The sequence below is a fragment of the Streptomyces sp. NPDC007205 genome, assembly GCF_040634095.1.
Taxonomy (GTDB): domain Bacteria; phylum Actinomycetota; class Actinomycetes; order Streptomycetales; family Streptomycetaceae; genus Streptomyces.
This window is the reverse complement of record NZ_JBEYEW010000002.1, coordinates 254,260-273,739: the sequence shown is the minus strand read 5'-3', so window position 1 is coordinate 273,739 and position 19,480 is coordinate 254,260. Positions and strand designations below refer to the sequence as shown.

Below are 19,480 nucleotides of genomic sequence, written 5' to 3'. Positions count from 1 at the left end.
CGGTGTGGCTCGTCCGAGGCCTTCCGCGTAACCGGGGCCGGGGCACCCAAACGCCGGGCGGGTCACCCGTACGCCGGTCACGGCACCCGGACGCGGCACCGCCCGCGTTTCGCGCCGGGGCCCCCGGTTACCCGGGCCCGGACCGGATCACACCCGGACCGGTGGCGCCGACACGGAGGTACGTGCCATGCCCGAGTACGGCTATTTCCTGGCGAGCGAGGAGCACGACCCCGCCGCGCTCGTCGAGCAGGCCCGGATGGCCGAGCAGGCCGGCTTCCAGGCGCTGTGGATCTCCGACCACTTCCACCCGTGGAACGACGCGCAGGGGCAGAGCGCGTTCGTGTGGTCGGTGATCGGTGCCCTGTCGGAGGCGGTGTCGCTGCCGATCGAGACGGCCGTGACCTGTCCGACCGTGCGGATGCATCCGGCGGTGACGGCGCAGGCCGCGGCGACGAGCGCGGTGATGACCGACGGCCGGTTCCGGCTCGGCGTCGGCACGGGTGAGGCGCTCAACGAGCACATACTCGGCGACCACTGGCCCCCGCTCAACGTCCGCCTGGAGATGCTGGAGGAGGCGATCCAGGTGATGCGCCGGCTGTTCACCGGGGAGGAGGTCAGCCACCACGGCACGCACTACACCGTGGAGAACGCGCGCCTCTACACGGTGCCCGACGAACCCGTCCCCATCGACATCTCCGGTTTCGGCCCGAAGGCGACCTCGCTGGCCGCACGGGTGGGCGACGGCTACATCACGATGATGCCGGAGGAGGAGATGGTCACGCGGTTCCGCAAGGGCGGGGGCGGGACGAAACCGGTCAGCGGCGGCACGAAGGTGTGTTACGGCGCCGATCGCGAGGAGTGCGTGCGTACGGTGCACTCGCTCTGGTACAACGAGCTGCTGCCCGGCGAGATGGGGCAGGTGCTGCCGTCGCCGCGGCACTTCGAGCAGCTGCACGAGCTGGTCACCGAGGAGATGGTCCGCGAGAAGGTGGTGTGCGGGGACGATGTCGAGCAGCATGTGTCCACGCTGAAGGCGTTCGCCGACGCCGGGTTCGACCGGGTGTATGTGAACCAGATCGGCGCGGACCAGAAGGGGTTCTTCGACTTCTACCGGACGAAGGTACTGCCCCAGCTGCTGGGTTAGGCCCTGTGGTGGCCCGTGTCCGGAGGTTCCGTCGGCATCGGCGGGTACGGCACGCCCAGGCCACCCGGCGGGGCGGCCGGCGCGGTACCGCCGATGACGCGGCCCGGCGCGGAGGGGGCACCGTGTTTCGGGTGGGCGGCCCCCCGCAGGGCGTATGCGGCCGCGCCCAGGATCGCCGCCGTGATCAGGGCGGCAGCCCAGCCGGGCAGGCCGATCGCCAGGGCGAGGCCCACTGCCAGGGCCACGGCCGCGCCCGCGTACAGGGCGGCGGCGCCGGAGGCGGCGTAGAGGAGGGCGGTGCGGCGCTGTTTGCGGCTCTGCTCGCGCAGTTCGTCGCGTACCGTCTCGCGTGCCACCTGTGCCAGCTCTTCGACAAGGTGCTTGTCCAGGTGTTCCAGGTGCTCCAAACGGTCCATACCCTGCGGGTACCCGGCGGACACAGCGGGTAACGCGGGCCCTCTGCACGGCCGGGGCCGCCCCAACTAGGCTCGGACGCATGGAGATTCTGGGCGCCTCGCTGCGCATCTGCGTCGACGACCTCGAGACCGCGATCCCCTTCTACGAGCGGCTGGCGGGCGGCAGAGCCCTGCGTTTCGAGCGCGGCGGGGTCCAGGTCGCCGCGATCGGCTCCTTTCTGCTGATGAGCGGCCCGGAGGCGGAGCTGGAGATCCTGCGCCGGGTGGCGGCGACCATCGCGGTCAAGGACGTCGACGAGGCGCACCGGCTGCTGACCGACCTCGGTGCCCGGATCGTCGCGGGGCCGGTGCCGACGCCGGTGGGCCGGAATCTGCTGGCGATGCATCCGGACGGCTCGGTCTTCGAGTACGTCGACCAGCGCAGCTGAGCCGCCCGGCCCCCACCCGGTGCTCAGGGCGTCCGGGACCGCATCCGGAAAGGTCTGTACGAGCCCGTGCCCGTCGGCGTCCAGCGCGGCGATCCGGCGGCGGTGGCCGTCCGGCACCTCGTGGAAGTAGTCGCGGTGCAGGGGCCGTTGAGGGGGCGAGTGCGGTCGATGCCGTCACGTCGGATCCTCGTCACGGTGACCCTGGAACCCGGCGACGCGGCACTGGGTCAGGGGGCCTGCTGGTCAGGATTGCGCAAAGGCGCTCGCGGCGCTCACGGGGCGGGCCGCATCTCGGTGGTGAGCGCCCAGCGTTCGTGGTCGCGCCAGGCGCCGTCGATGTAGATCATGTTCGGTGAGAAGCCCTCGTGCCGGAACCCGGCGCCCCGGGCGAGCGCGACGGAGGCGGTGTTCTCGGGCTGCGCGTTGATCTCCAGCCGGTGCAGTCCCAGCGGCCCGAAGGCGTACCCGATGACCAGGTCGAGGCCCTCGCGCATCAGGCCGCGCCCGGCGGCGTGCGCGAAGGCCCCGTAGCCGAGGGCGCCGCACTGGAAGCCGCCGCGCACGATGTTGTTGATGTTGATGAACCCGGCGATGTCCCCGCTGTCCTTCTCGCACACCAGGAAGCCGGCCTTGGCCGGGTCCTCGATCAGCCGGCCGGCGTAGCCTGCGTAGGCCTCCTCGGTGTCCGGCGGGAACAGCCAGGGCCGGTGCAGGTCCTTGCTCTCGCGGGTCCGTGCGGTGAACTCGGGGCCGTCCTCCAGGGTGAAGTGACGGATGGCCACGCGGGGACCCTCGGCGAGGTAGGGGGGTGCGGTGTGCGGCATCGGCCCAGCTTACGGCGCTACGGCGTGGCCGGCCGTGCGGTCGCCCGGTTTTCGCACCCCGCCCGCCTCGCCCCGGGCCCGGCTCAGCCGCCGACGGCCGGCAGCCGCAGCACCCCGGTGTCCCCGGGCGCGCTGACCACGGTCACCGGCTTGATCCCCCGGTTGCCGAAGTAGGCGTCGTCGCTCGCCGCGATCACGAACCGCAGCCGGTGCCCGGGCGCGTACCGGTGCACGATGCCCGGCAGGGTGACGGTGAAGCTCTTGGTCACGTCCGGCACCCGGACCGGTGCGACCAGCCGGTGGACCAGCGTCTGGGTGCCGTCGGGCGCGACGTCGTACAGCTTGGCGAACAGCACCAGCCGGTCGGCGGCGTCGCCGGAGTTCTGGGTGCGTTCGGCCTGCGGGGAGACGACCCTGAGGGTGGCCCTGGGGGCGCCGACGACGTCGAGGTTCCTGGTGAGGGCCGCGCCGGTCCAGGCGAGGTAGGTGCCCTTGGTGTCGTACGGCTCCGGGTCGGGCAGGCCGACGGACCCGGTCAGGGAGCTTTCCGAATGGCTCGTGGGGACGGGTCCGTTGGCGTAACTGCGGCTGCCGCGGGTCACCTCGGCGCGGTTGTCGACCAGCTTGCCGTCGCCGGAGAGGTAGAGGGTACGGCTGAGGGCGGGGACCCGGCCGGCGGTGGCGTAGGTGTGGGCGGGGTCGGTGATCCAGTCCCGGTAGTAGGCGAACGAGGGGCCGGCGCCGGCGCTTTTGTCCTTCTTCAGGTAGTGGTCGAACCAGGCGAGGATGCGCCGGCCGACATAGCTGGACTCCAGGTCGCCCCGGACCATGTTGAGTTCGCCGGGTGCGGGGTCGGTGATTCCGCCGCTGTGCCCCCAGGACTGCCAGATCAGCGCGGCCCGGGTGCCCTGGGCCCTGAGCGTGCGGTAGCTGGCCGTCGCCTCGTTGAGGTTGAACAGGCTGTCGGCCTGGCCCTGGACGAGCAGGGTGGGCGCCTGCACACGGGGGAGGTAGCTCGCCGGGGAGACCCTGCGGGTGTAGGCGAGCAGCCGGGCGGTGCGGTCGGGCGGGTAGTTGCCGGAGTTCAACGTGCGGACGGTGTCGCAGACGTCGGAGACGAAGTGCAGACAGGCCAGCGAGTTGATCCGGGACGGGTCGAGGTTCGGGACGGTCAGCGGCTGGCTCTCGCCGGCCAGGTAGAAGCCGTTGGTCCACTGCCACTTGAAGGCGCCGGGCACGTGGGGGGCGTCGACGGCGTTGTTCGGGTCCAGGGAGTAGGCGAGGTCGTTCCAGGTGATGAGCGGGGCGAGGGCATCGACGCGGTGGTCGACGGCAGCGGTGGCCAGCTGGATCGCGCCGCCGTAGGAGCCGCCGATCATGCCGACGCGGGGATCGCCGGGGGCGTCGAGGGTGACGAAGTCGGCGCGGGTGCCGTCGTCGGCGGTGCGCTTGCCGCCGAGGAAGTCGACCAGCCGGGAGGCGGCTCTGCCGTCGATGCCGGGATCGTCCAGGGAGATCAGACAGCCGGTCTGGCCGAAGCCGAGGCCGGAGTAGACGAGGGAGACGTAACCGCGCTCGGCGAAGACCTTGCCGATGGCGTCGGTGGAGCCGTCCGACTTGCTGCCGCCGAAGCCGTTGGTGCCGAGGACGGCGGGCGCGGGGTGGGCGTGGTCGGCGCCGGCGGGACGGTACAGGTCGGCGTCGACCGTACATCTGCGGCCGCCGGCCTGCACGGTGAACTTCAGTGGGGTGACGGTGTACTGACCGGTGGCGTGGGCCGGGCCGGCGGCGAGCGTGAGGGGGGCGGTGAGGGCCACGCCGAGGAGCGCGGTGAGCGCCTTCTGTCCTAGGGCGGCACGGGGTCGGGACGCGCGGCGGCGCGCCGGTCGGGGCACACGTCGGGGCACGGGGTCCTCCACACTGGGGCACACGGATACCGACCAGTAGGTCTGGCCGAGGAGCATGCTGTGACACGTGTCAGGCGCGGGTCGATCGTCGCGCGCATGGTTTCTTGACGGGGATTCAGGGGACGCGGTCAGCGCAGCGCGGGCTCGTCGAGCGTCAACGTCGCGGCTTCCGCGTCGAGTTCGGCCGCGACGCCGAAGGGTATCGTCAGCGCGCCGGCGCAGTGGCCGAAGCCGAACTCCTCCACCACCGGTACCCCGAGCGCTCCGAGCCGGTCGGCCAGCAGCGGCCGTATCTCCTGGTAACCGGAGCACTGCTGCCAGGAGCCGAGCAGCACCCCGCGCACCCGCTCCAGCCAGCCGGCGCGCAGCAGTTGGGTGAGATACCGGTCCAGCCGGTACGTCTCCTCGCCCACGTCCTCCAGGCACAGCAGCCCGCCGGCCGCCGAGGCGCGCGCGTGCGGGGTGCCGAGTTCCGCGGCGAGCAGGGACAGACAGCCGCCGAGGGTGACGCCGCGGGCCCGGCCGGGCACGAGGGCCCTGCCGCCGGAGGCGATGGTGCGGACGGTCTCGGGGGCGAAGAGCGTCGCCCGCAGATGCTCCTGTGCCCGGGCGTTCTTGACGAAGTCGATGCCGGCCGCCATCGGCCCGTGCAGCGTGGCCAGCCCGAGGCGGGTGGCGAAGGCCTCGTGCAGGACGGTGACGTCGCTGAACCCGACGAAGACCTTCGGCCCGGCCGCCCGCAGCGCCTCCCAGTCCAGCAGGTCGGTCATGCGCTGTGCCCCGTATCCGCCGCGGGCGCACAGCACCGCGTCCACCGCCGGGTCGCACCAGGCGTTCTGCAGATCGGCGGCGCGGCCGGCGTCCGTGCCGGCCAGGTAGCCGAACTCGGCGTGCCGGTCCAGGACATGGGGCCCGGCCACCGGGTCGAGGTCCCAGCCGCGCAGCACGTCGAGCCCCGCCTGGAGCCGCTCCTCGGGCACCGGCCCGCTGGTGGCGACGACGGCCACCCGGGCGCCCGGGGCCAGCCGCCTCGGCCGTGTCAGTTCCTTCACGTGTGCAGCTCCAGTCTCGGGACGCCGTGCACATCCAGCCCGAACACCTGGGCGTACAGGGAGATTTCGGCCTCCAGGGCGCGGATCATCGTATCGGCCCGGCGGAACCCGTGTCCCTCCCCCGCAAAGGTGATGTAGGCGTGCGGCAGGTCCCGGCCCGCGATCCGGGCGAGGAAGCGTTCGCACTGGGCGGGCGGGCAGATCACGTCGTCCAGGCCCTGGAGCAGCAGGAACGGCACGGTCAGCCGGTCGGCGTGCGCGGTCGGCGACCGTTCGGCGTACCGGGCCGGGACCTCGGCGAGCGGCCCGATCAGCGACTCCGGGTAGCGGGACTCGAAGTCGTGGGTGTCGCCGGGGCCCCAGGTGGCCAGGTCGAGGACCGGGTAGACGATGGTGCCGCAGGCGTAGACGTCGGTCGTGGCCAGGGAGGCGGCGCTGGTCCAGCCGCCGGCGCTGCCGCCGCGGATCGCGAGCCGGTCCGGGTCGGCGGTGCCCTCCTCGGCGAGGGCGCGGGCGACGGAGGCGCAGTCCTCGACGTCGACCACGCCCCACTGCCCGCGCAACCGCTCCCGGTAGGCCCGGCCGTACCCGGTGGAGCCGCCGTAGTTCACCTCGGCGACCCCGATGCCCCGGGAGGTGAAGTAGGCGATGGCGAGATCCAGCACGAGCGGCACCCTGCTGGTCGGGCCGCCGTGCGCCCAGATGACGTAGGGCGGTGCCTCGCCGTCGGGTGCGGTCCGCCGGGGGTGGTGCGGCGGGTAGACGTGGGCGTGCACCTCGCGGCCGTCCGGGCCGGTGAAGGTGCGGATGTGCGGCTCGGGGTAGTAGGCGGGGTCGACGGCGTCCCGGTGCCGGGAGCCGATGGCGCGGGCCCGGCCGGTGGCGGTGTCCAGCTCGACCACTTCGTACGCGGAACGCGGACTGGCGCCGACGCCGACCACGCGCCCGCCGTGGACGGCAAGGGTGGCGCCGAACTCGGTCCACGGTCCGGCGACGTCGACGATCTCCCCGGATTCTGTATCCAGTATCCCGAGTACGGTCGACCCCCGACCGTGTACGACCGCGACCAGACCGTCGTCCAGCGGCGCGAACCAGCGCAGGCCCGGCTTCCACAGCGGTCCGGCGAACTCCTCCTCGCGCGGGCACAGCGGGGTGCCGTCCCGGTACAGGTTCCACCAGCCGCTGCGGTCGCTCGTATACAGAAGACGGTTGTCCGTCGACCATTCGGCCTGTGCGATCGCCTCCTCGGGCCCGCCGGCGACGGTGTCGACGGTATGCAGCATGCCGTCGGCACCGATCTCGGCGACGAGCAGTTCCGTTCCGTCCCACGGCATCCGCGGATGGTCCCAGGCGAGCCAGGCCGCCCGGCGGCCGTCGGGCGAGACGCGCGGTCCGGTGACGAACCGGTGCCGGCCGTCGGTCAGTTCACGCACGGCGGACCGGTCCTCGGCGGCGGAGCCGTCCAGCGGTACGGCCGCCAGAACCCGCCGCAGGTCCGAGGGGCCGTCGCCGGTGAACTCCTCCAGCACACACCACACCTCGCCGCGCGCGAGGTCCAGATGGGGGTCCGCCCAGCGCAGGCCGCCGCCCACCGCGGAGACCGGGGTCAGCGGGCGCGGCCGGCCGCCGGGCCGGTACCGGTACAGCCGCTGGTCGGCGAAGTGCGTGAACACGACGAGCGGTCCGCCGTCGTCCACCGCACCGGTCCAGGGCCGGCCCCCGTACTCGACCACCCGGTTGCGCACGTTCCACGGCGCGGGCAGCACGACCTCCTCCGTGCCGGCGGCCGTGCGCCGCACCAGCGTCCGCCGGCCGCCCTCGGCCGGCCGGGGCTCGGTCCACCACACCTCGTCCCCGACGAAGCCCACCCACTCCGGCTGCCCGTCGTACGCGGCGGCCAGCTCGGCGTCGATGGGCGACGGCCATGATCCGTACGGTGACGTCAGCACCTCGCCTCCGTCCCCTAGGCCGTCCGCAGGAAGCGGTCGAGCACCCGGACGCCGAAGTGCAGCGCCTCGACGGGCACCCGCTCGTCCACGCCGTGGAACAGCGCCTGGTAGTCGAGGTCCTCGGGCAGCTTCAGCGGGGTGAACCCATAGCCGGTGATGCCGAGCCGGGAGAACTGCTTGGCGTCCGTGCCGCCCGACATGCAGTACGGCACCACGTGCCCGTCGGGCGCGAACTCCATTACCGCGGCCCGCATCCCGGCGAACGTGGGCGAGTCCACCGGCGCCTGCAGGGCCACCTCCCGGTGCGCGAACTCCCAGCTCACGTCCGGGCCGGTCAGGTGGTCGAGGGTGGCGGTGAACTCCTCCTCGGTGCCTGCCAGACAGCGGCCGTCGACGTAGGCGACCGCCTCGCCCGGGATGACGTTCACCTTGTAACCGGCGTTCAGCATCGTCGGGTTGGCGCTGTTGCGGACGGTCGCCTCCACCAGCTGGGCGGCCGGGCCGAGCTTCTCCAGCAGCCGGTCCACGTCGGTGAGGTCGGGCTCGATGCCGTAGAGGGCGGCGAGTTCGGTGAGCGCGGCCCGCACGGTCGGGGTGAGTCTCGGGCGCCAGGCGTGCTCGCCGATCCGGGTGACGGCGGCGGCGAGGCGGGTCACCGCGTTCTCCCTGTTCACCTTGGAGCCGTGCCCGGCCCGGCCGCGTGCGGTGAGCTTCAGCCAGCCGGTGCCCCGCTCCCCCGCCGCGATCGGGTAGATCTGCCGGCCGGCGCCGTCGTGGAAGGTGAAGGCTCCCGACTCGCTGATGCCCTCGGTGCAGCCCTCGAACAGTTCGGGATGCTCGTCGGCGAGGAAGCCGGAGCCGTCCTCGGCGCTGGCCTCCTCGTCGGCGGTGAACGCGATCACCAGGTCCCGGCGCGGCCGTACGCCGGCCCGGGCCCAGCCGCGGACGACCGCGAGGATCATCGCGTCCATGTTCTTCATGTCGACGGCGCCCCGCCCCCACACCACCCCGTCGCGGATCTCGCCGGAGAACGGGCCGACGCTCCAGTCGGCGGCCTCGGCGGGCACCACGTCGAGGTGACCGTGCACCAGCAGCGCGTCGGCGGACGGGTCGGAGCCCTCGATCCGGGCGACGACGTTGGTGCGGCCCGGCGTGCGCTCCAGCAGCAGCGGCTCCACCCCCGCACCGGCCAGCCGCTCGGCCGCGTACTCGGCGGCGGGCCGCTCCCGGCAGTCCCCGCCGCCCCGGTTGGTGGTGTCGATGCGGATCAGGCCGGAGGTGAACTCCACCACCTCCTCCAGGGCGAGGTCGTCGGCCTGCTGGTCAGCCATACTGCTCCTCCACGGCGGCGGAGACGATCGTGGTGACCGCCTTGAACGTCCTGATCCCCTCGTACATGGTGGCGCTGGTGTACGCCACCTTCCGCTCCCCGGTCCGTGCGACCCCGGGCACGACGGTCGCGGCCATCGCCAGATGCTCGGCGTCGAACTCCACGGCGAGCGTGAACGGCCCGGCCTGAACGGGTGCGTGGCGCACCGCCAGCTGTGCGGCCTCCTTGGCGGCTGCGCGGATGTCGGCGGCGGTCCGGGCCGGGGTGCGGCAGACCGCCGCATACCGCGACACATGGTCTTTCACCGCGACCTTCAGCGCCTCCGGTGCGTACCCGAGCGCGTCCTCGCAGGCCACGTCGTCACCGGTGACGAGAACGACGGGGACGCCGTACTCCGCGGCGACGTGCGCGTTGAGCAGGCCCTCGCTGGCGCGGACGTCGTTCAGCCACACCCCGGTGATCTGGTTGGCCAGGTAGGTGTGGGCGAGGACGCCCTCCATGCCGGCGCCCGCGTGGTAGCCGACGAACGCGATGCCGTCCACGTCGCCGTGCTGCACGCCCTCCACCATGGACAGTGACTTGTGCCGCCCGGTGAGCATCTCGACCCGCTCGTCGAGCTGTTCCAGCAGCAGGTTGCGCATGGTCCAGTGGGCCTCGTTGACCAGGACGTGCTCTGCTCCGCCGTCGAGGAAGCCCGCCACGGCGGCGTTCACGTCCGAGGTGAACATCGACCGGCACCGCTCCCACTGCGGCGTCCCCGGCAGCACGTCGGCCGGCCAGGTGACGCCGGTGGCCCCCTCCATGTCGGCGCTGATGAGGATCTTCATGCTGCGTCACGTTACGCGCCGGGGCGCGGCCATGCTACGACCCCGACGGCACCGTCAGGTCCGCCGTCCGCCGGTTCGCCGTCCGCCGGTTCTTCTGCCGGTGCCCGGATCTCGGACCGTCCTGTGCCGGGCAGCGAAGCGGGGTGTGCGGCACGGTGGGCTGCACACCCCTGAGGGCCTACGCCCGGGCGAGGACGAACCAGCGGGCCGGCAGGTCGATGCGGGTGCCGTCGGCCAGGTGCTCGGTCTGCGGCAGGGCGGTGTCGCCCTCGGCGAGGACCTTCAGGCCGGCCGCGTCGAGCAGCCGCGGGATCTCCTCGTCGTCGGCGTCGGCGGGCTTGAGCCCGTGGTGGAAGACGCGCTGCAGCTTGGGCCCCGGGCCCTCGGACACGGCGCGTCCCAGGACGTCCCGGGAGCCGGAGGTCAGTTCGACGACGAACGCGCGCCCCTCGGTGCCGATGATCTCGGCGACGGCGGCGGCGACCGCGGGCCGCGCCTCGGGTTCGCTCTGGTGGATGACGGCCCGCATGTAGACGTTGGCGTCGCCGAGCCGCTCGTGCAGGGCGTGTACGGCGCCGCCGTCGGTGAGGTCGAGCTGCTGGAACTCCACGGCGTCGTCCTGCGTGGTGCGGCGGGCGTGCTCGACGGCGGCGTGCGAGAGGTCGACGCCGACGGCGCGCGCGAACCGGGTGGCGAGGTAGCGGGTCTGGGTGCCGTTGCCGCAGCCGAGGTCGACGATGGTGCGCGCCGGGTCCGCGTGGGGCAGCAGCAGGGCGCTGTGCGGTGCGGCGGACAGGGCCGGGTCGCAGTCCCAGATCGCCTCCCCCGCCTCGTCGGAGGTCTCGCTCCAGTAACTCTCCCAGTTGCTGCGGTACTTGTCCGAGACGTTCATGCGATCTCCCCACGGTTCGGTTCCGTGATCGGGATATCGCGGGGACCCGCGGTGGGGCAAGGGGCGGGCGGCCACCTTCACCGGATGTACGGACGCCAGTGGAGCCGGGGGGCGCGCACCGGCGGCCGCACGCCCCCTGCTCGTCATCCTCTTGCGGCTCTTCCGGTGATGGCCTGTTCGAACCACACGGTCTTACGGTGCCCGGTGGCGCTGGCGCCCCACTCCCGGGCCAGCCGGCTGACCACGCGCAGGCCGCGGCCGGACTCGTCGTACGGCCCGGCGCTGAGCATCTCGGGCAGTCCGGGTTCGTCGTCGGTGACCTCGAACAGCAGTGCGTCGGTGCGGACCACGCGCAGCCCGACGGGCTCGCTCTGGGCATGCCGGACGGCGTTGGTGACGACCTCGCTGACCAGCAGCTCGGCGGTCTCCACCGTCTGCGGCAGCCCCCATGTGAGGAGCTGTGCGCGGACCTCGCGGCGGGCCCGGCCGACCTCGCGCGGGTCGGCGTCGAAGCGCCACTCGGCGACGTGGTCGTCGGGGATGCCGTTGAGGCGGGCCATGAGCAGGGCGACGTCGTCCTTGCGGCCGCCGCGCGTGTTCAGGGCGCGGATGATGGTGTCGCAGGCGTCGTCCATGGAGGCGGCGGGATGCGCGGCGGACTCGCAGAGCGCGGCGAGGCCCTCGCCGATGTCGCAGCCGCGCACCTCGACCAGGCCGTCGGTGCACAGCACCAGCCGGTCGCCGGGTCCCACCCTGACCCGGGTGGCCTCGAAGGGGACGCCGCCTACTCCGATGGGGGCGCCGGTGGGCAGTTCGAGCAGTTCGCTGCTGCCGTCCTCGGCGCGGACCAGGACGGGCGGGATGTGTCCGGCGTTGGCGAGGTGCAGTTCGCCGCGGATCGGGTCGTAGACGGCGTAGAGGCAGGTGGCGAGGTAGGTGTCGCCGAGCCTGCGGGCCAGGTCGTCGAGGTTGCGCAGAAGCTGGGCGGGCGGCGTCCCCATGGCGGCCATGGTCTGCACGGCGGTGCGCAACTGGCCCATCATCGCGGCCGAGTTGAGGCCGTGTCCCATGACGTCGCCGACGACGAGGGCGGTGCGCGAGCCGGGCAGTTTGATGGTGTCGAACCAGTCTCCGCCGATCCGGCCGAGCCGGGTGCCGGGCAGATAGCGGGTGGCGATGTCACAGCCGGCCATCCGGGGGCTGACCTGCGGGAGCATGCTGTCCTGCAGGGTGTCGGCGACGTTCTCCTGGTAGGTGTACATGCGGGCGTTGTCGAGTACGAGGCCCGCGCGGGCGGCGAGTTCGGCGCCGGTGGTGCGGTCGATGTCGTCGAAGGCCGGGCGGTCCGGGCGGCGCATCAGCACCATGAAGCCGAGGACGACGTTGCGGGCCTTGAGCGGGACGATCAGCAGGGAGCGGCCGGTGATGAGCGGCCTGAGGTCGCGCTTCTCGAACTCGCCGGAGATGCGGTCGCCCAGCTCCTCGGTCACCCGCGGGACGATCACCGGTTCGCCGGTGACCATGCACTGGTAGAACGGGGTGTGTTCGGGGAAGGCGAAGGACTCGCCGACCGGCACGGTGTCGTCCCAGCGGCCGGGTTCGTCGTTGTGTTCGACCCATACGCGGAACATCACCGTGTGGGCGTCCGGCGGGCCGTCCGGGAATCCCTCGCCGGCGAGGACGGCGGCGCGCAGGTGGGTGCCGGCGAAGTCCGCGAACCGGGGTACGGCGGCGCTGGTGACCTCGCGGATGGTCGCGCCGAGGTCGAGGGAGGTGCCGATGGCGGAGCTGACCTCGTTGAGGAACTCCAGCCGCTCGCGCACGGCGGCGTACTCCAGGTCCTGCTCGGCGCCTTCCGGGACCGCGACGGCCGCCGGCCGCTGCTGTGGTACGACGGCCTCGGCGCGCGGGCGCCCGGGACGGCGGGGCACGCCCCAGTACGGGGTGACGGGCACCCGGTCGAACTGGCTGAACTCCAGGACCGGATAGCCCAGTTCGAGCACCTGCGAGACGATGCGGCCGCTCAGTCCGGGGCCCATGTTGGGCAGGATCTCGGGCAGCCGCCGTTCCAGTTCCTCGAAGGCGGGCAGTTCGGTGTGGCGGGCGAAGCCGGGCGAGATGCGTTCGGCGGTCTCGTCGTCGTAGCCGCGCTCGTCGCGCAGCCGGGTGGCGTCGGCGGCGAGCACGAGCAACCGGAAGGGTCCGGGCCCGACCAGCGGGTAGGCCCACCACAGCACGTCCAGCCGCTCGCCGTCCGGTTCCTGCGCGGGCGGGAAGAGACGGGCGCGGCCGGCGGTAGCGTAGCCGGTGTGCCCGCCGAGCGAGGCCTCCAGGCCGGGGCCGAGTGCGCCGTACTCCTCGTAGGCGTCCGGCATCGCGTCGCCGCGCAGGTCCTCGGGCAGGGCGCCGGAGACGGGCAGCAGGTCGGCCGCGGCACGGCCGACGGCGTCCTCCCTGCCCACGCCGAACAGGCGCCGGGCGCCGCTGCTCCAGTGGGACACCAGGCCGTCGTGGTCGACGACGACCACGGCCAGCGGAATCCGGCCCGCCGCCGCGCCGCCGGCGCCGCTCCCGGGAGGTGTCTCCCGCTCGCTGCCTCGGTCCATGGCCCAGGCCCTCTCTCCCCACGGCTGTCCGCAAACGATCTGTGCCGCCCGCCACTACGGTACGGCGGCGGCCGGTCGCGATGTGTGGCAATCCTGGAATTGGTTTCACCGGATCGCACCGGCGCGCAGCTCGCAGTCCTGCGCGCGCCCCCGCTCGGCCCGCTCAGTCCTCGTGGCCCAGCTGGAGGTCCCGTTCGGTACGGCCGCCGCCCGCGACCTGGAGCACGGTGGCGACCGGCGGGTAACCGGCGGCGATGACGGTGTACTCGCCGGACGCGAGGTCGACGAACCGGAACATTCCGTCCGCTGCGGTGGTGAGGGTGTCGACGACGTTCCCGGCGGCGTCCAGGAGCGTGACGCGGGCGTCCTCCACGGGCCGTCCGCCGCTCGACCGGACGGTGCCCTTCAGCACGGCGCCGCCCGCGAGTTCGACGTCCTGCCGGGTCTCCCGGGAGGCCTGCACGGTGACCGGGAGGGCGGCGGGGCGGAAGGCGGGGGCGCCGGCGGCGAGGGTGTACTCGCCGGCGACCAGTTCGGTGATGACGTAGCCGCCCTCACGGCCGCTGCGGGTGGTGGCGACGACCTCGCCGTGCACATTGGTGAGGGTGACGGTGGCGTCGCGCACGGGGGTGCCGTCGGCGGTGAGCACGCTGCCGGCGAGGCGTCCGGCGCCGCCGAGTACGACGTCGAGTTCGACGGGCCGTTCGCCGACGGTGACGGAGACGGCCTGCGGCTGGTGGCCGCCGGCGGCGGCGATGAGCACGTACGACCCGGAGCCGGGTGTGCTGAGCGCGTACCGCCCGTCCTCGCCGCTCGCGCCCCGGCCGATCTGTGCTCCGGCGACGTCGATCAGGGTGAGCGCGGCGCGGGGCACCACGGTGCCGTCGGGGTGCTGCACCGTACCGCAGACGGGGACTCCGGCGGCGTAGGGGGAACGCGCCTGCGGGATCGGGGGGTTCACGGTCTCAGGCTCGGGATCGGGCTCGGCTTCGGTGGTGTGGTGGGACACCAGTGGTTTCTCCTTGAGGAAGAAGGCGACGAGCACGCCGAGGACGAGCACCGGGACGAGGTAGAGGAAGATCCGGGGCATCGCGTCGGCGTAGGCGCGGATGTAGGCGTCGCGCAGCGCCGGGGGCAGCGCGTGGACGAGCTGCGGAGTGACCGAGTCGGGGTCGGGCAGCGCGGTGCCCGCGCGCGGGGGCAGCTCCTTGTGCAGCGCGGAGGTGAGCCGGTTCGCGAAAAGGGTGCCGAAGACCGCGGCGCCGACGCTGCCGCCGATCTGCCGGAAGTAGTTGCCGGCGCTGGTGGCGGTGCCGAGGTCGGCGGGCCGTACGGAGTTCTGCACGGCGAGGACGAGGACGGGCATCACCAGGCCGATGCCGGCGCCGAGGACGGCCATCCAGATGCTGTAGTGCAGCCGGGGCGTGTCCGCTTCGAGGTGGGAGAGCAGCCACATGCCGGCGGCCGAGACGGCGCCGCCGAGTACGGGGTAGATCTTGTAGCGGCCGGTGTGGCTGACGAGCTGTCCGCCGACGACGGAGGCGCCGACGATCCCGGCCATCATGGGCAGCATCAGCAGCCCGGACTCGGTGGCGCTGGCTCCGTCGGCCATCTGCAGGAAGGTCGGCAGATAGCTGGCGGCGCCGAACAGGGCGACGCCCGTCACGAGTCCCACCAGGCCGCTGACGTTGAAGACGGAGTCGCGGAACAGCCGGAGCGGGATGAGGGGTTCGGCGGCGAAGCGCTCGGCGACGAGGAAGAGGACGGCGGCGACGAAGGCGCCGGCGCCGAGGCCGATGATCCGCCGGGAGTCCCAGGCGTACTGGGTGCCGCCCCAGGTGGTCAGCAGGACCAGGCAGGTGGAGGCGGTGGCGAGCAGCAGCGCGCCGGGCACGTCGAGGCGGCCGCGGCTGGGCGGCTCGGGGAGTTTCAGGACGAGGGTGACGACGGCGAGGGTGACCAGGCCGAAGGGGACGTTGAGGTAGAAGCACCAGCGCCAGGAGAGGTGGTCGGTGAAGTAGCCGCCGAGCAGCGGCCCGGCGACGGAGGCGAGGCCGAAGGCGGCGCCGATCAGGCCCATGTAGCGGCCGCGCCGCCGGGGCGGCACGATGTCGGCGATGATCGCCTGCACGCCGGTCATGAGCCCGCCCGCGCCGGCACCCTGGAGCGCGCGGAAGGCGATCAGCTGGTCCATCGACCGCGACCGGCCGGCGAGCGCGGAGCCCACGACGAAGACGGCGATGGCGAACTGGAAGACGCCCTTGCGGCCGAAGAGGTCGCCGAGCTTGCCGTACAGCGGCAGGCCGATGGTGGAGGTGAGCAGATAGGCGGTGATCGCCCAGGACATCCGGTCCAGGCCGTGCAGTTCGCCGACGATCTTCGGCAGCGCGGTCGCGACGATCATCTGGTCGAGGGCCGCGAGCAGCAGGGCGAGCATCAGCCCGGAGAACACGAGCCCGACGCGGCGGGCGCCGGGTTCGGCGGTCCCGGCCGGTGGGGCCGCGGGCGCGCCGGGGGGCGCGGTGAGCGACTGGTCCCGCATCAGAGTCGTGCCGCCCACGTACCGCTCCCCTCGTCGCACCTGTCACATTTCCCGCGTAAGGCGACAACTGCGAACAACTTCGGCGAGTTACGGCACGGTTCGGGACGAGGAGGAGGTCCACTCGAACCGGTGAAGGGGTCCCCCGAGGGGCAACGCCCCTTCACCGTCGCGGCGTTCGGGCTACTTCTCGACCTCGGCGGCCAGCCTGGCGAGCACGGCGTCGTAGATCCGGCCGAGGCCCTTGGGCGCGAAGGTCCTCTCGAAGAAGCCGCCGATGCCGCCGGCGCCCTTCCAGGTGGTGGTGACGACGACCCGGGAGCTGCCCTCGCCGGCGGGGGTGACGCGCCAGGTGGTGACCATGGAGGAGTTGCGGTCCTGCTCGACCAGCTCGCCGTCGGTGGGCTCGCTGACCTCCAGGAGGCAGTCGCGCACGCGCTTGCTGGTGGCCTGGAGCTTCCAGTGGACGAGGGTGCCCTCGCCGTCGCCTCCCTCGCGGACCTCGTACTCGCTGAAGTGCTCGGGCAGCAGCTTCTGCCGCGTGCCGCGGTAGTCGGCGAGGGCGTCGAACACCTTCTCCGCGTCCGCCGCGACGACCCGCTCCGTAGTGGCCTCGACCTGCGCCATTGCTTCCTCCACGACCTGGTTTCTCGGGGTTGGGGCAAGCCAACCACCCCGGTGCCCGGCCACCCAAATCGGGGGTCGCACGATCACGGGAACACATGTTCTATTCTGTGCGCAGGGCTAGCGAGGAGGGCGTCATGCGCTGGGAGAACCTCACAGGTGAGAGCGGACACGGCCGGGCGGGGACCGCGCTGTTCGGCGCGGACGCCGTCACCACCCGCACCTTCGACACGCCCGAGTTCCGCGGGATCACCTTCCACGAGGTCCGGGCACGCTCGGTGCTGAACCGGGTGCCGGGTGCCTCGCGCATGCCGTTCGAGTGGACGGTCAACCCCTACCGCGGTTGCACGCACGCGTGCGTCTACTGTTTCGCCAGGAAGACACACAGCTATCTGGACCTCGACACCGGCATCGGCTTCGACACCCAGATCGTCGTCAAGGTGAACGCGCCCGAGGTGCTGCGCCGCCAGCTGGCTTCCCGGCGCTGGCAGGGCGATCACGTGGCGATGGGCACGAACGTCGACTGCTACCAGCGCGCGGAGGGCCGCTACCGGCTGATGCCGGGCATCATCGGCGCCCTCACCGAGCACGCCAACCCGTTCTCGATCCTCACCAAGGGCACCCTGATCCTGCGCGACCTGGACCTGCTGGTCCGGGCGGCCGAGGTGACGGACGTGGGCATCTCGGTCTCCGTCGGCTTCCTCGACACCGAGCTGTGGCGCACGGTGGAGCCGGGCACACCGGCGCCCGAGCGCCGGCTGGACGTCGTACGCACCCTGGGCGAGCACGGCATCGGCTGCGGGGTGCTGATGGCGCCGGTGATCCCGTTCCTGAGCGACCATCCGGCGCAACTGCGCGCCACGGTACGGGCGGTGGCGGAGGCCGGGGCCACCTCGGTGACCCCGCTCACGCTGCATCTGCGCCCCGGTGCGCGGGAGTGGTTCATGGCCTGGCTCGGCCGGCACCACCCGCACCTGGTGCGGCGCTACGAGCGGCTGTACGCGGAGGGCGCCTACGCCCCCAGGTGGTACCAGCGCCGGATCACCCGTCAGGTGCACGAGCTGGCGCAGGAGTACGGCATCGGGCCCACGCACGCGGGCCCGGCCCGCCGGATCCGCCCGGCGCAGCCCGCCGGAGTGCCCGAGCCGACGCAGCTGACGCTCCTGTGAGGGCCTCGCCCGGGGGAGAGACCCGCCCGGCCCCGGGTGAGGGCGTTCGAGGGCTTCGGGCAACCCAAAAGGGTCAACTATGTCTATAAGGCGTTCTTCAGGGCGCCGATTCCGGGACGATGCGGCGAGAGAGGTGACCCTCGCGGTCCGCAGAAACCTCCGTCCCGGGAGGACGCATGAGAACACGCGCAGCCGTGCTGTGCGCAGCCGCCGCCGTGCTGGCGGGCTCGGTCACCACCCCGCCCGCGCAGGCCGCCCCGGCCGCCCCCGCGGCGCGGCTCGCCTGGACCGAGTGCGGCACCGACGACTATCCGACGCTGCAGTGCGCCCGGCTCAAGGTGCCGCTGGACCACGCCAACCCGTCGGGCCGGCAGATCACGCTCGCCCTCTCCCGCGTCCCGCACACCGCGCAGACCTCCCAGGGCCCGCTGCTGGTCAACCCCGGCGGGCCCGGCGGCAGCGGACTGGAGCTCGCCGGACTCGTGGCCGGGGCACTGCCCAGGAGCGTCGCGGCGCAGTACGACGTCATCGGCTTCGACCCGCGCGGCGTCGGCGCGAGCAGCCCGGACCTGGACTGCGTGCCCGGACACTTCAAGCCGGTGCGCCCGGACACCGTGCCCGCCACGGCCGCGCTGGAGCGGACGAACCTCGACCGCGCGCGGTCCTTCGCCGCCGCCTGCGGCCGCAAGTACGCCGATGTGCTGCCGTACATCGACACGGTCAGCACCGTGCGCGACATGGACCTGATCCGTGCGGCCGTCGGCGCGCCGAAGATCAGCTACTTCGGCTACTCCTACGGCACCTACCTCGGCGCGGTGTACGCGAAGCTGTACCCGGAGCGGGTCCGCCGTCTGGTGCTGGACTCGATCGTCGACCCGACCGGCGTCTGGTACGAGGACAACCTCGGCCAGGACCTCGCCTTCGACGACCGCCACCGCGCGCTGATGGCCTGGATCGCCCGGTACGACGCGACGTACCACCTCGGCAGGGACCCCCAGAAGGTCGAGGCCGAGTGGTACGCGATGCGGGCGGCCCTGGCGAAGAAGCCGGCCGGCGGCAAGGTGGGCGCCTCGGAGCTGGAGGACACCTTCGTCCCCGGCGGCTACTACACCGGCTACTGGCCCGACCTCGCGGAGGCGTTCGCGGCCTATGCGCGCGACAGGAACACCGGGCCACTGCTGGAGGCGTACGAGAACCTCGGCGCTGTGGACGGCTCCGGCGACAACGGCTACAGCGTCTACTCGGCGGTGCAGTGCCGTGACACGTCCTGGCCCGGCAGCTGGCAGCAGTGGCGCACGGACACCTGGGCGGTGTACGCCAAGGCGCCCTTCATGGCCTGGAACAACGTCTGGTACAACGCGCCGTGCGCGTTCTGGCCGACCGCGCGGCGCAAGCCGGTGGACATCGCCAACGCCAAGCTGCCGCCGGTCCTGCTCTTCCAGGCGACCGACGACGCGGCCACGCCGTACTCCGGCGGTGTCACGGTGCACCGTCTGCTCGCCGGCTCCAGCCTGGTGGTCGAGGAGGGCGGCGGCAACCACGGCATCACGCTGAGCGGCAACGACTGCCTGGACAGGTATCTGGCCGCGTATCTGACGGACGGCCGGGTACCGCGGGGCACGGGGGTCGCCGACGCGGTCTGCGCGAAGTCCCCCGACCCGAAGCCGGTGGCGCCGAGGGCGGTGCCGGCGGTGGCGCGGGGGCTGGCGTTGCACCGGTTGCTGGGCTTCCGCTAGGCCCTGTCGTCACATTCCCGTCGTCCGCCCGCCGGGC

At 72.8% G+C, this 19,480-nt stretch carries 15 protein-coding genes; 4 read left to right on the top strand and 11 right to left on the bottom strand.

The window, feature by feature from the left end; genetic code table 11:
* Positions 1–187 precede the first annotated feature (187 nt).
* Positions 188–1,144 carry an LLM class F420-dependent oxidoreductase gene (locus ABZ624_RS04750; RefSeq protein ID WP_360082606.1) on the top strand — a complete coding sequence of 319 codons (957 nt, stop codon included), beginning with the start codon at positions 188–190 and terminating at the stop codon, positions 1,142–1,144.
* Here the strand turns inward: ABZ624_RS04750 and ABZ624_RS04745 are convergent.
* Entirely contained in the window at positions 1,141–1,560 is a 420-nt protein-coding gene (locus tag ABZ624_RS04745; RefSeq protein WP_360082604.1) for a phage holin family protein, read from the bottom strand. The two genes, ABZ624_RS04750 and ABZ624_RS04745, sit on opposite strands and share 4 nt — an antisense overlap.
* A gap of 80 nt (positions 1,561–1,640) precedes the next feature.
* On the opposite strand from ABZ624_RS04745, the gene ABZ624_RS04740 reads away from it, so the two are divergent.
* Positions 1,641–1,988, top strand: coding sequence for a VOC family protein (locus tag ABZ624_RS04740; RefSeq protein ID WP_360082602.1), 348 nt, complete (start codon positions 1,641–1,643; stop codon positions 1,986–1,988).
* Between the two features lie 272 nt (positions 1,989–2,260).
* Here the strand turns inward: ABZ624_RS04740 and ABZ624_RS04735 are convergent, their stop codons facing one another.
* The 10 genes from ABZ624_RS04735 to ABZ624_RS04690 all read right to left on the bottom strand — a co-directional run bounded on the left by ABZ624_RS04735 (position 2,261) and on the right by ABZ624_RS04690 (position 16,541).
* Complete coding sequence (locus ABZ624_RS04735; RefSeq protein WP_360082600.1) at positions 2,261–2,812, bottom strand: GNAT family N-acetyltransferase; 552 nt, start codon at positions 2,810–2,812, stop codon at positions 2,261–2,263.
* 83 nt (positions 2,813–2,895) lie between these two features.
* Positions 2,896–4,629 (bottom strand): CocE/NonD family hydrolase, encoded by a 1,734-nt coding sequence (locus ABZ624_RS04730; RefSeq protein ID WP_360083197.1) that lies wholly within the window; start codon positions 4,627–4,629, stop codon positions 2,896–2,898.
* 218 nt (positions 4,630–4,847) lie between these two features.
* Positions 4,848–5,771 (bottom strand): LD-carboxypeptidase, encoded by a 924-nt coding sequence (locus ABZ624_RS04725; protein ID WP_360082598.1) that lies wholly within the window; start codon positions 5,769–5,771, stop codon positions 4,848–4,850.
* Positions 5,768–7,720, bottom strand: a complete 1,953-nt coding sequence (locus ABZ624_RS04720; protein ID WP_360082596.1) for a prolyl oligopeptidase family serine peptidase — start codon at positions 7,718–7,720, stop codon at positions 5,768–5,770. The genes ABZ624_RS04725 and ABZ624_RS04720 overlap by 4 nt, the downstream gene beginning before the upstream one ends.
* A gap of 14 nt (positions 7,721–7,734) precedes the next feature.
* Positions 7,735–9,051 (bottom strand): M20/M25/M40 family metallo-hydrolase, encoded by a 1,317-nt coding sequence (locus tag ABZ624_RS04715; RefSeq protein ID WP_360082594.1) that lies wholly within the window; start codon positions 9,049–9,051, stop codon positions 7,735–7,737.
* Positions 9,044–9,877, bottom strand: a complete 834-nt coding sequence (locus tag ABZ624_RS04710; protein WP_360082592.1) for a M55 family metallopeptidase — start codon at positions 9,875–9,877, stop codon at positions 9,044–9,046. The genes ABZ624_RS04715 and ABZ624_RS04710 overlap by 8 nt, the downstream gene beginning before the upstream one ends.
* Positions 9,878–10,055: 178 nt before the next feature.
* Positions 10,056–10,769 (bottom strand): methyltransferase domain-containing protein, encoded by a 714-nt coding sequence (locus ABZ624_RS04705; protein ID WP_360082590.1) that lies wholly within the window; start codon positions 10,767–10,769, stop codon positions 10,056–10,058.
* 143 nt (positions 10,770–10,912) lie between these two features.
* The gene (locus tag ABZ624_RS04700) at positions 10,913–13,375 is read right to left on the bottom strand and encodes a SpoIIE family protein phosphatase (RefSeq protein WP_360082588.1); all 2,463 of its coding nucleotides are present in this window, start codon (positions 13,373–13,375) and stop codon (positions 10,913–10,915) included.
* A 163-nt stretch (positions 13,376–13,538) separates the two neighbouring features.
* Positions 13,539–15,935: an MFS transporter gene (locus ABZ624_RS04695; protein WP_360082586.1), complete on the bottom strand. Its 2,397-nt coding sequence runs from the start codon at positions 15,933–15,935 to the stop codon at positions 13,539–13,541.
* Positions 15,936–16,097: 162 nt separating this feature from the next.
* Positions 16,098–16,541 (bottom strand): SRPBCC family protein, encoded by a 444-nt coding sequence (locus ABZ624_RS04690; RefSeq protein WP_360082584.1) that lies wholly within the window; start codon positions 16,539–16,541, stop codon positions 16,098–16,100.
* Positions 16,542–16,675: 134 nt separating this feature from the next.
* On the opposite strand from ABZ624_RS04690, the gene ABZ624_RS04685 reads away from it, so the two are divergent.
* Positions 16,676–17,707, top strand: a complete 1,032-nt coding sequence (locus tag ABZ624_RS04685; RefSeq protein ID WP_360082582.1) for an Rv2578c family radical SAM protein — start codon at positions 16,676–16,678, stop codon at positions 17,705–17,707.
* A 176-nt stretch (positions 17,708–17,883) separates the two neighbouring features.
* Entirely contained in the window at positions 17,884–19,443 is a 1,560-nt protein-coding gene (locus ABZ624_RS04680; RefSeq protein ID WP_360082580.1) for an alpha/beta hydrolase, read from the top strand.
* Positions 19,444–19,480: the final 37 nt, after the last annotated feature.

Excerpts from the sequence above, each read along its gene's own strand:
- ABZ624_RS04750 (WP_360082606.1), top strand. The coding sequence starts at position 188 with ATGCCCGAGTACGGCTATTTCCTGGCGAGCGAGGAGCACGACCCCGCC.
- ABZ624_RS04745 (WP_360082604.1), bottom strand. The coding sequence starts at position 1,560 with ATGGACCGTTTGGAGCACCTGGAACACCTGGACAAGCACCTTGTCGAA.
- ABZ624_RS04740 (WP_360082602.1), top strand. The coding sequence starts at position 1,641 with ATGGAGATTCTGGGCGCCTCGCTGCGCATCTGCGTCGACGACCTCGAG.
- ABZ624_RS04735 (WP_360082600.1), bottom strand. The coding sequence starts at position 2,812 with ATGCCGCACACCGCACCCCCCTACCTCGCCGAGGGTCCCCGCGTGGCC.
- ABZ624_RS04715 (WP_360082594.1), bottom strand. The coding sequence starts at position 9,051 with ATGGCTGACCAGCAGGCCGACGACCTCGCCCTGGAGGAGGTGGTGGAG.
- ABZ624_RS04710 (WP_360082592.1), bottom strand. The coding sequence starts at position 9,877 with ATGAAGATCCTCATCAGCGCCGACATGGAGGGGGCCACCGGCGTCACC.
- ABZ624_RS04705 (WP_360082590.1), bottom strand. The coding sequence starts at position 10,769 with ATGAACGTCTCGGACAAGTACCGCAGCAACTGGGAGAGTTACTGGAGC.
- ABZ624_RS04700 (WP_360082588.1), bottom strand. The coding sequence starts at position 13,375 with ATGGACCGAGGCAGCGAGCGGGAGACACCTCCCGGGAGCGGCGCCGGC.
- ABZ624_RS04690 (WP_360082584.1), bottom strand. The coding sequence starts at position 16,541 with ATGGCGCAGGTCGAGGCCACTACGGAGCGGGTCGTCGCGGCGGACGCG.
- ABZ624_RS04685 (WP_360082582.1), top strand. The coding sequence starts at position 16,676 with ATGCGCTGGGAGAACCTCACAGGTGAGAGCGGACACGGCCGGGCGGGG.
- ABZ624_RS04680 (WP_360082580.1), top strand. The coding sequence starts at position 17,884 with ATGAGAACACGCGCAGCCGTGCTGTGCGCAGCCGCCGCCGTGCTGGCG.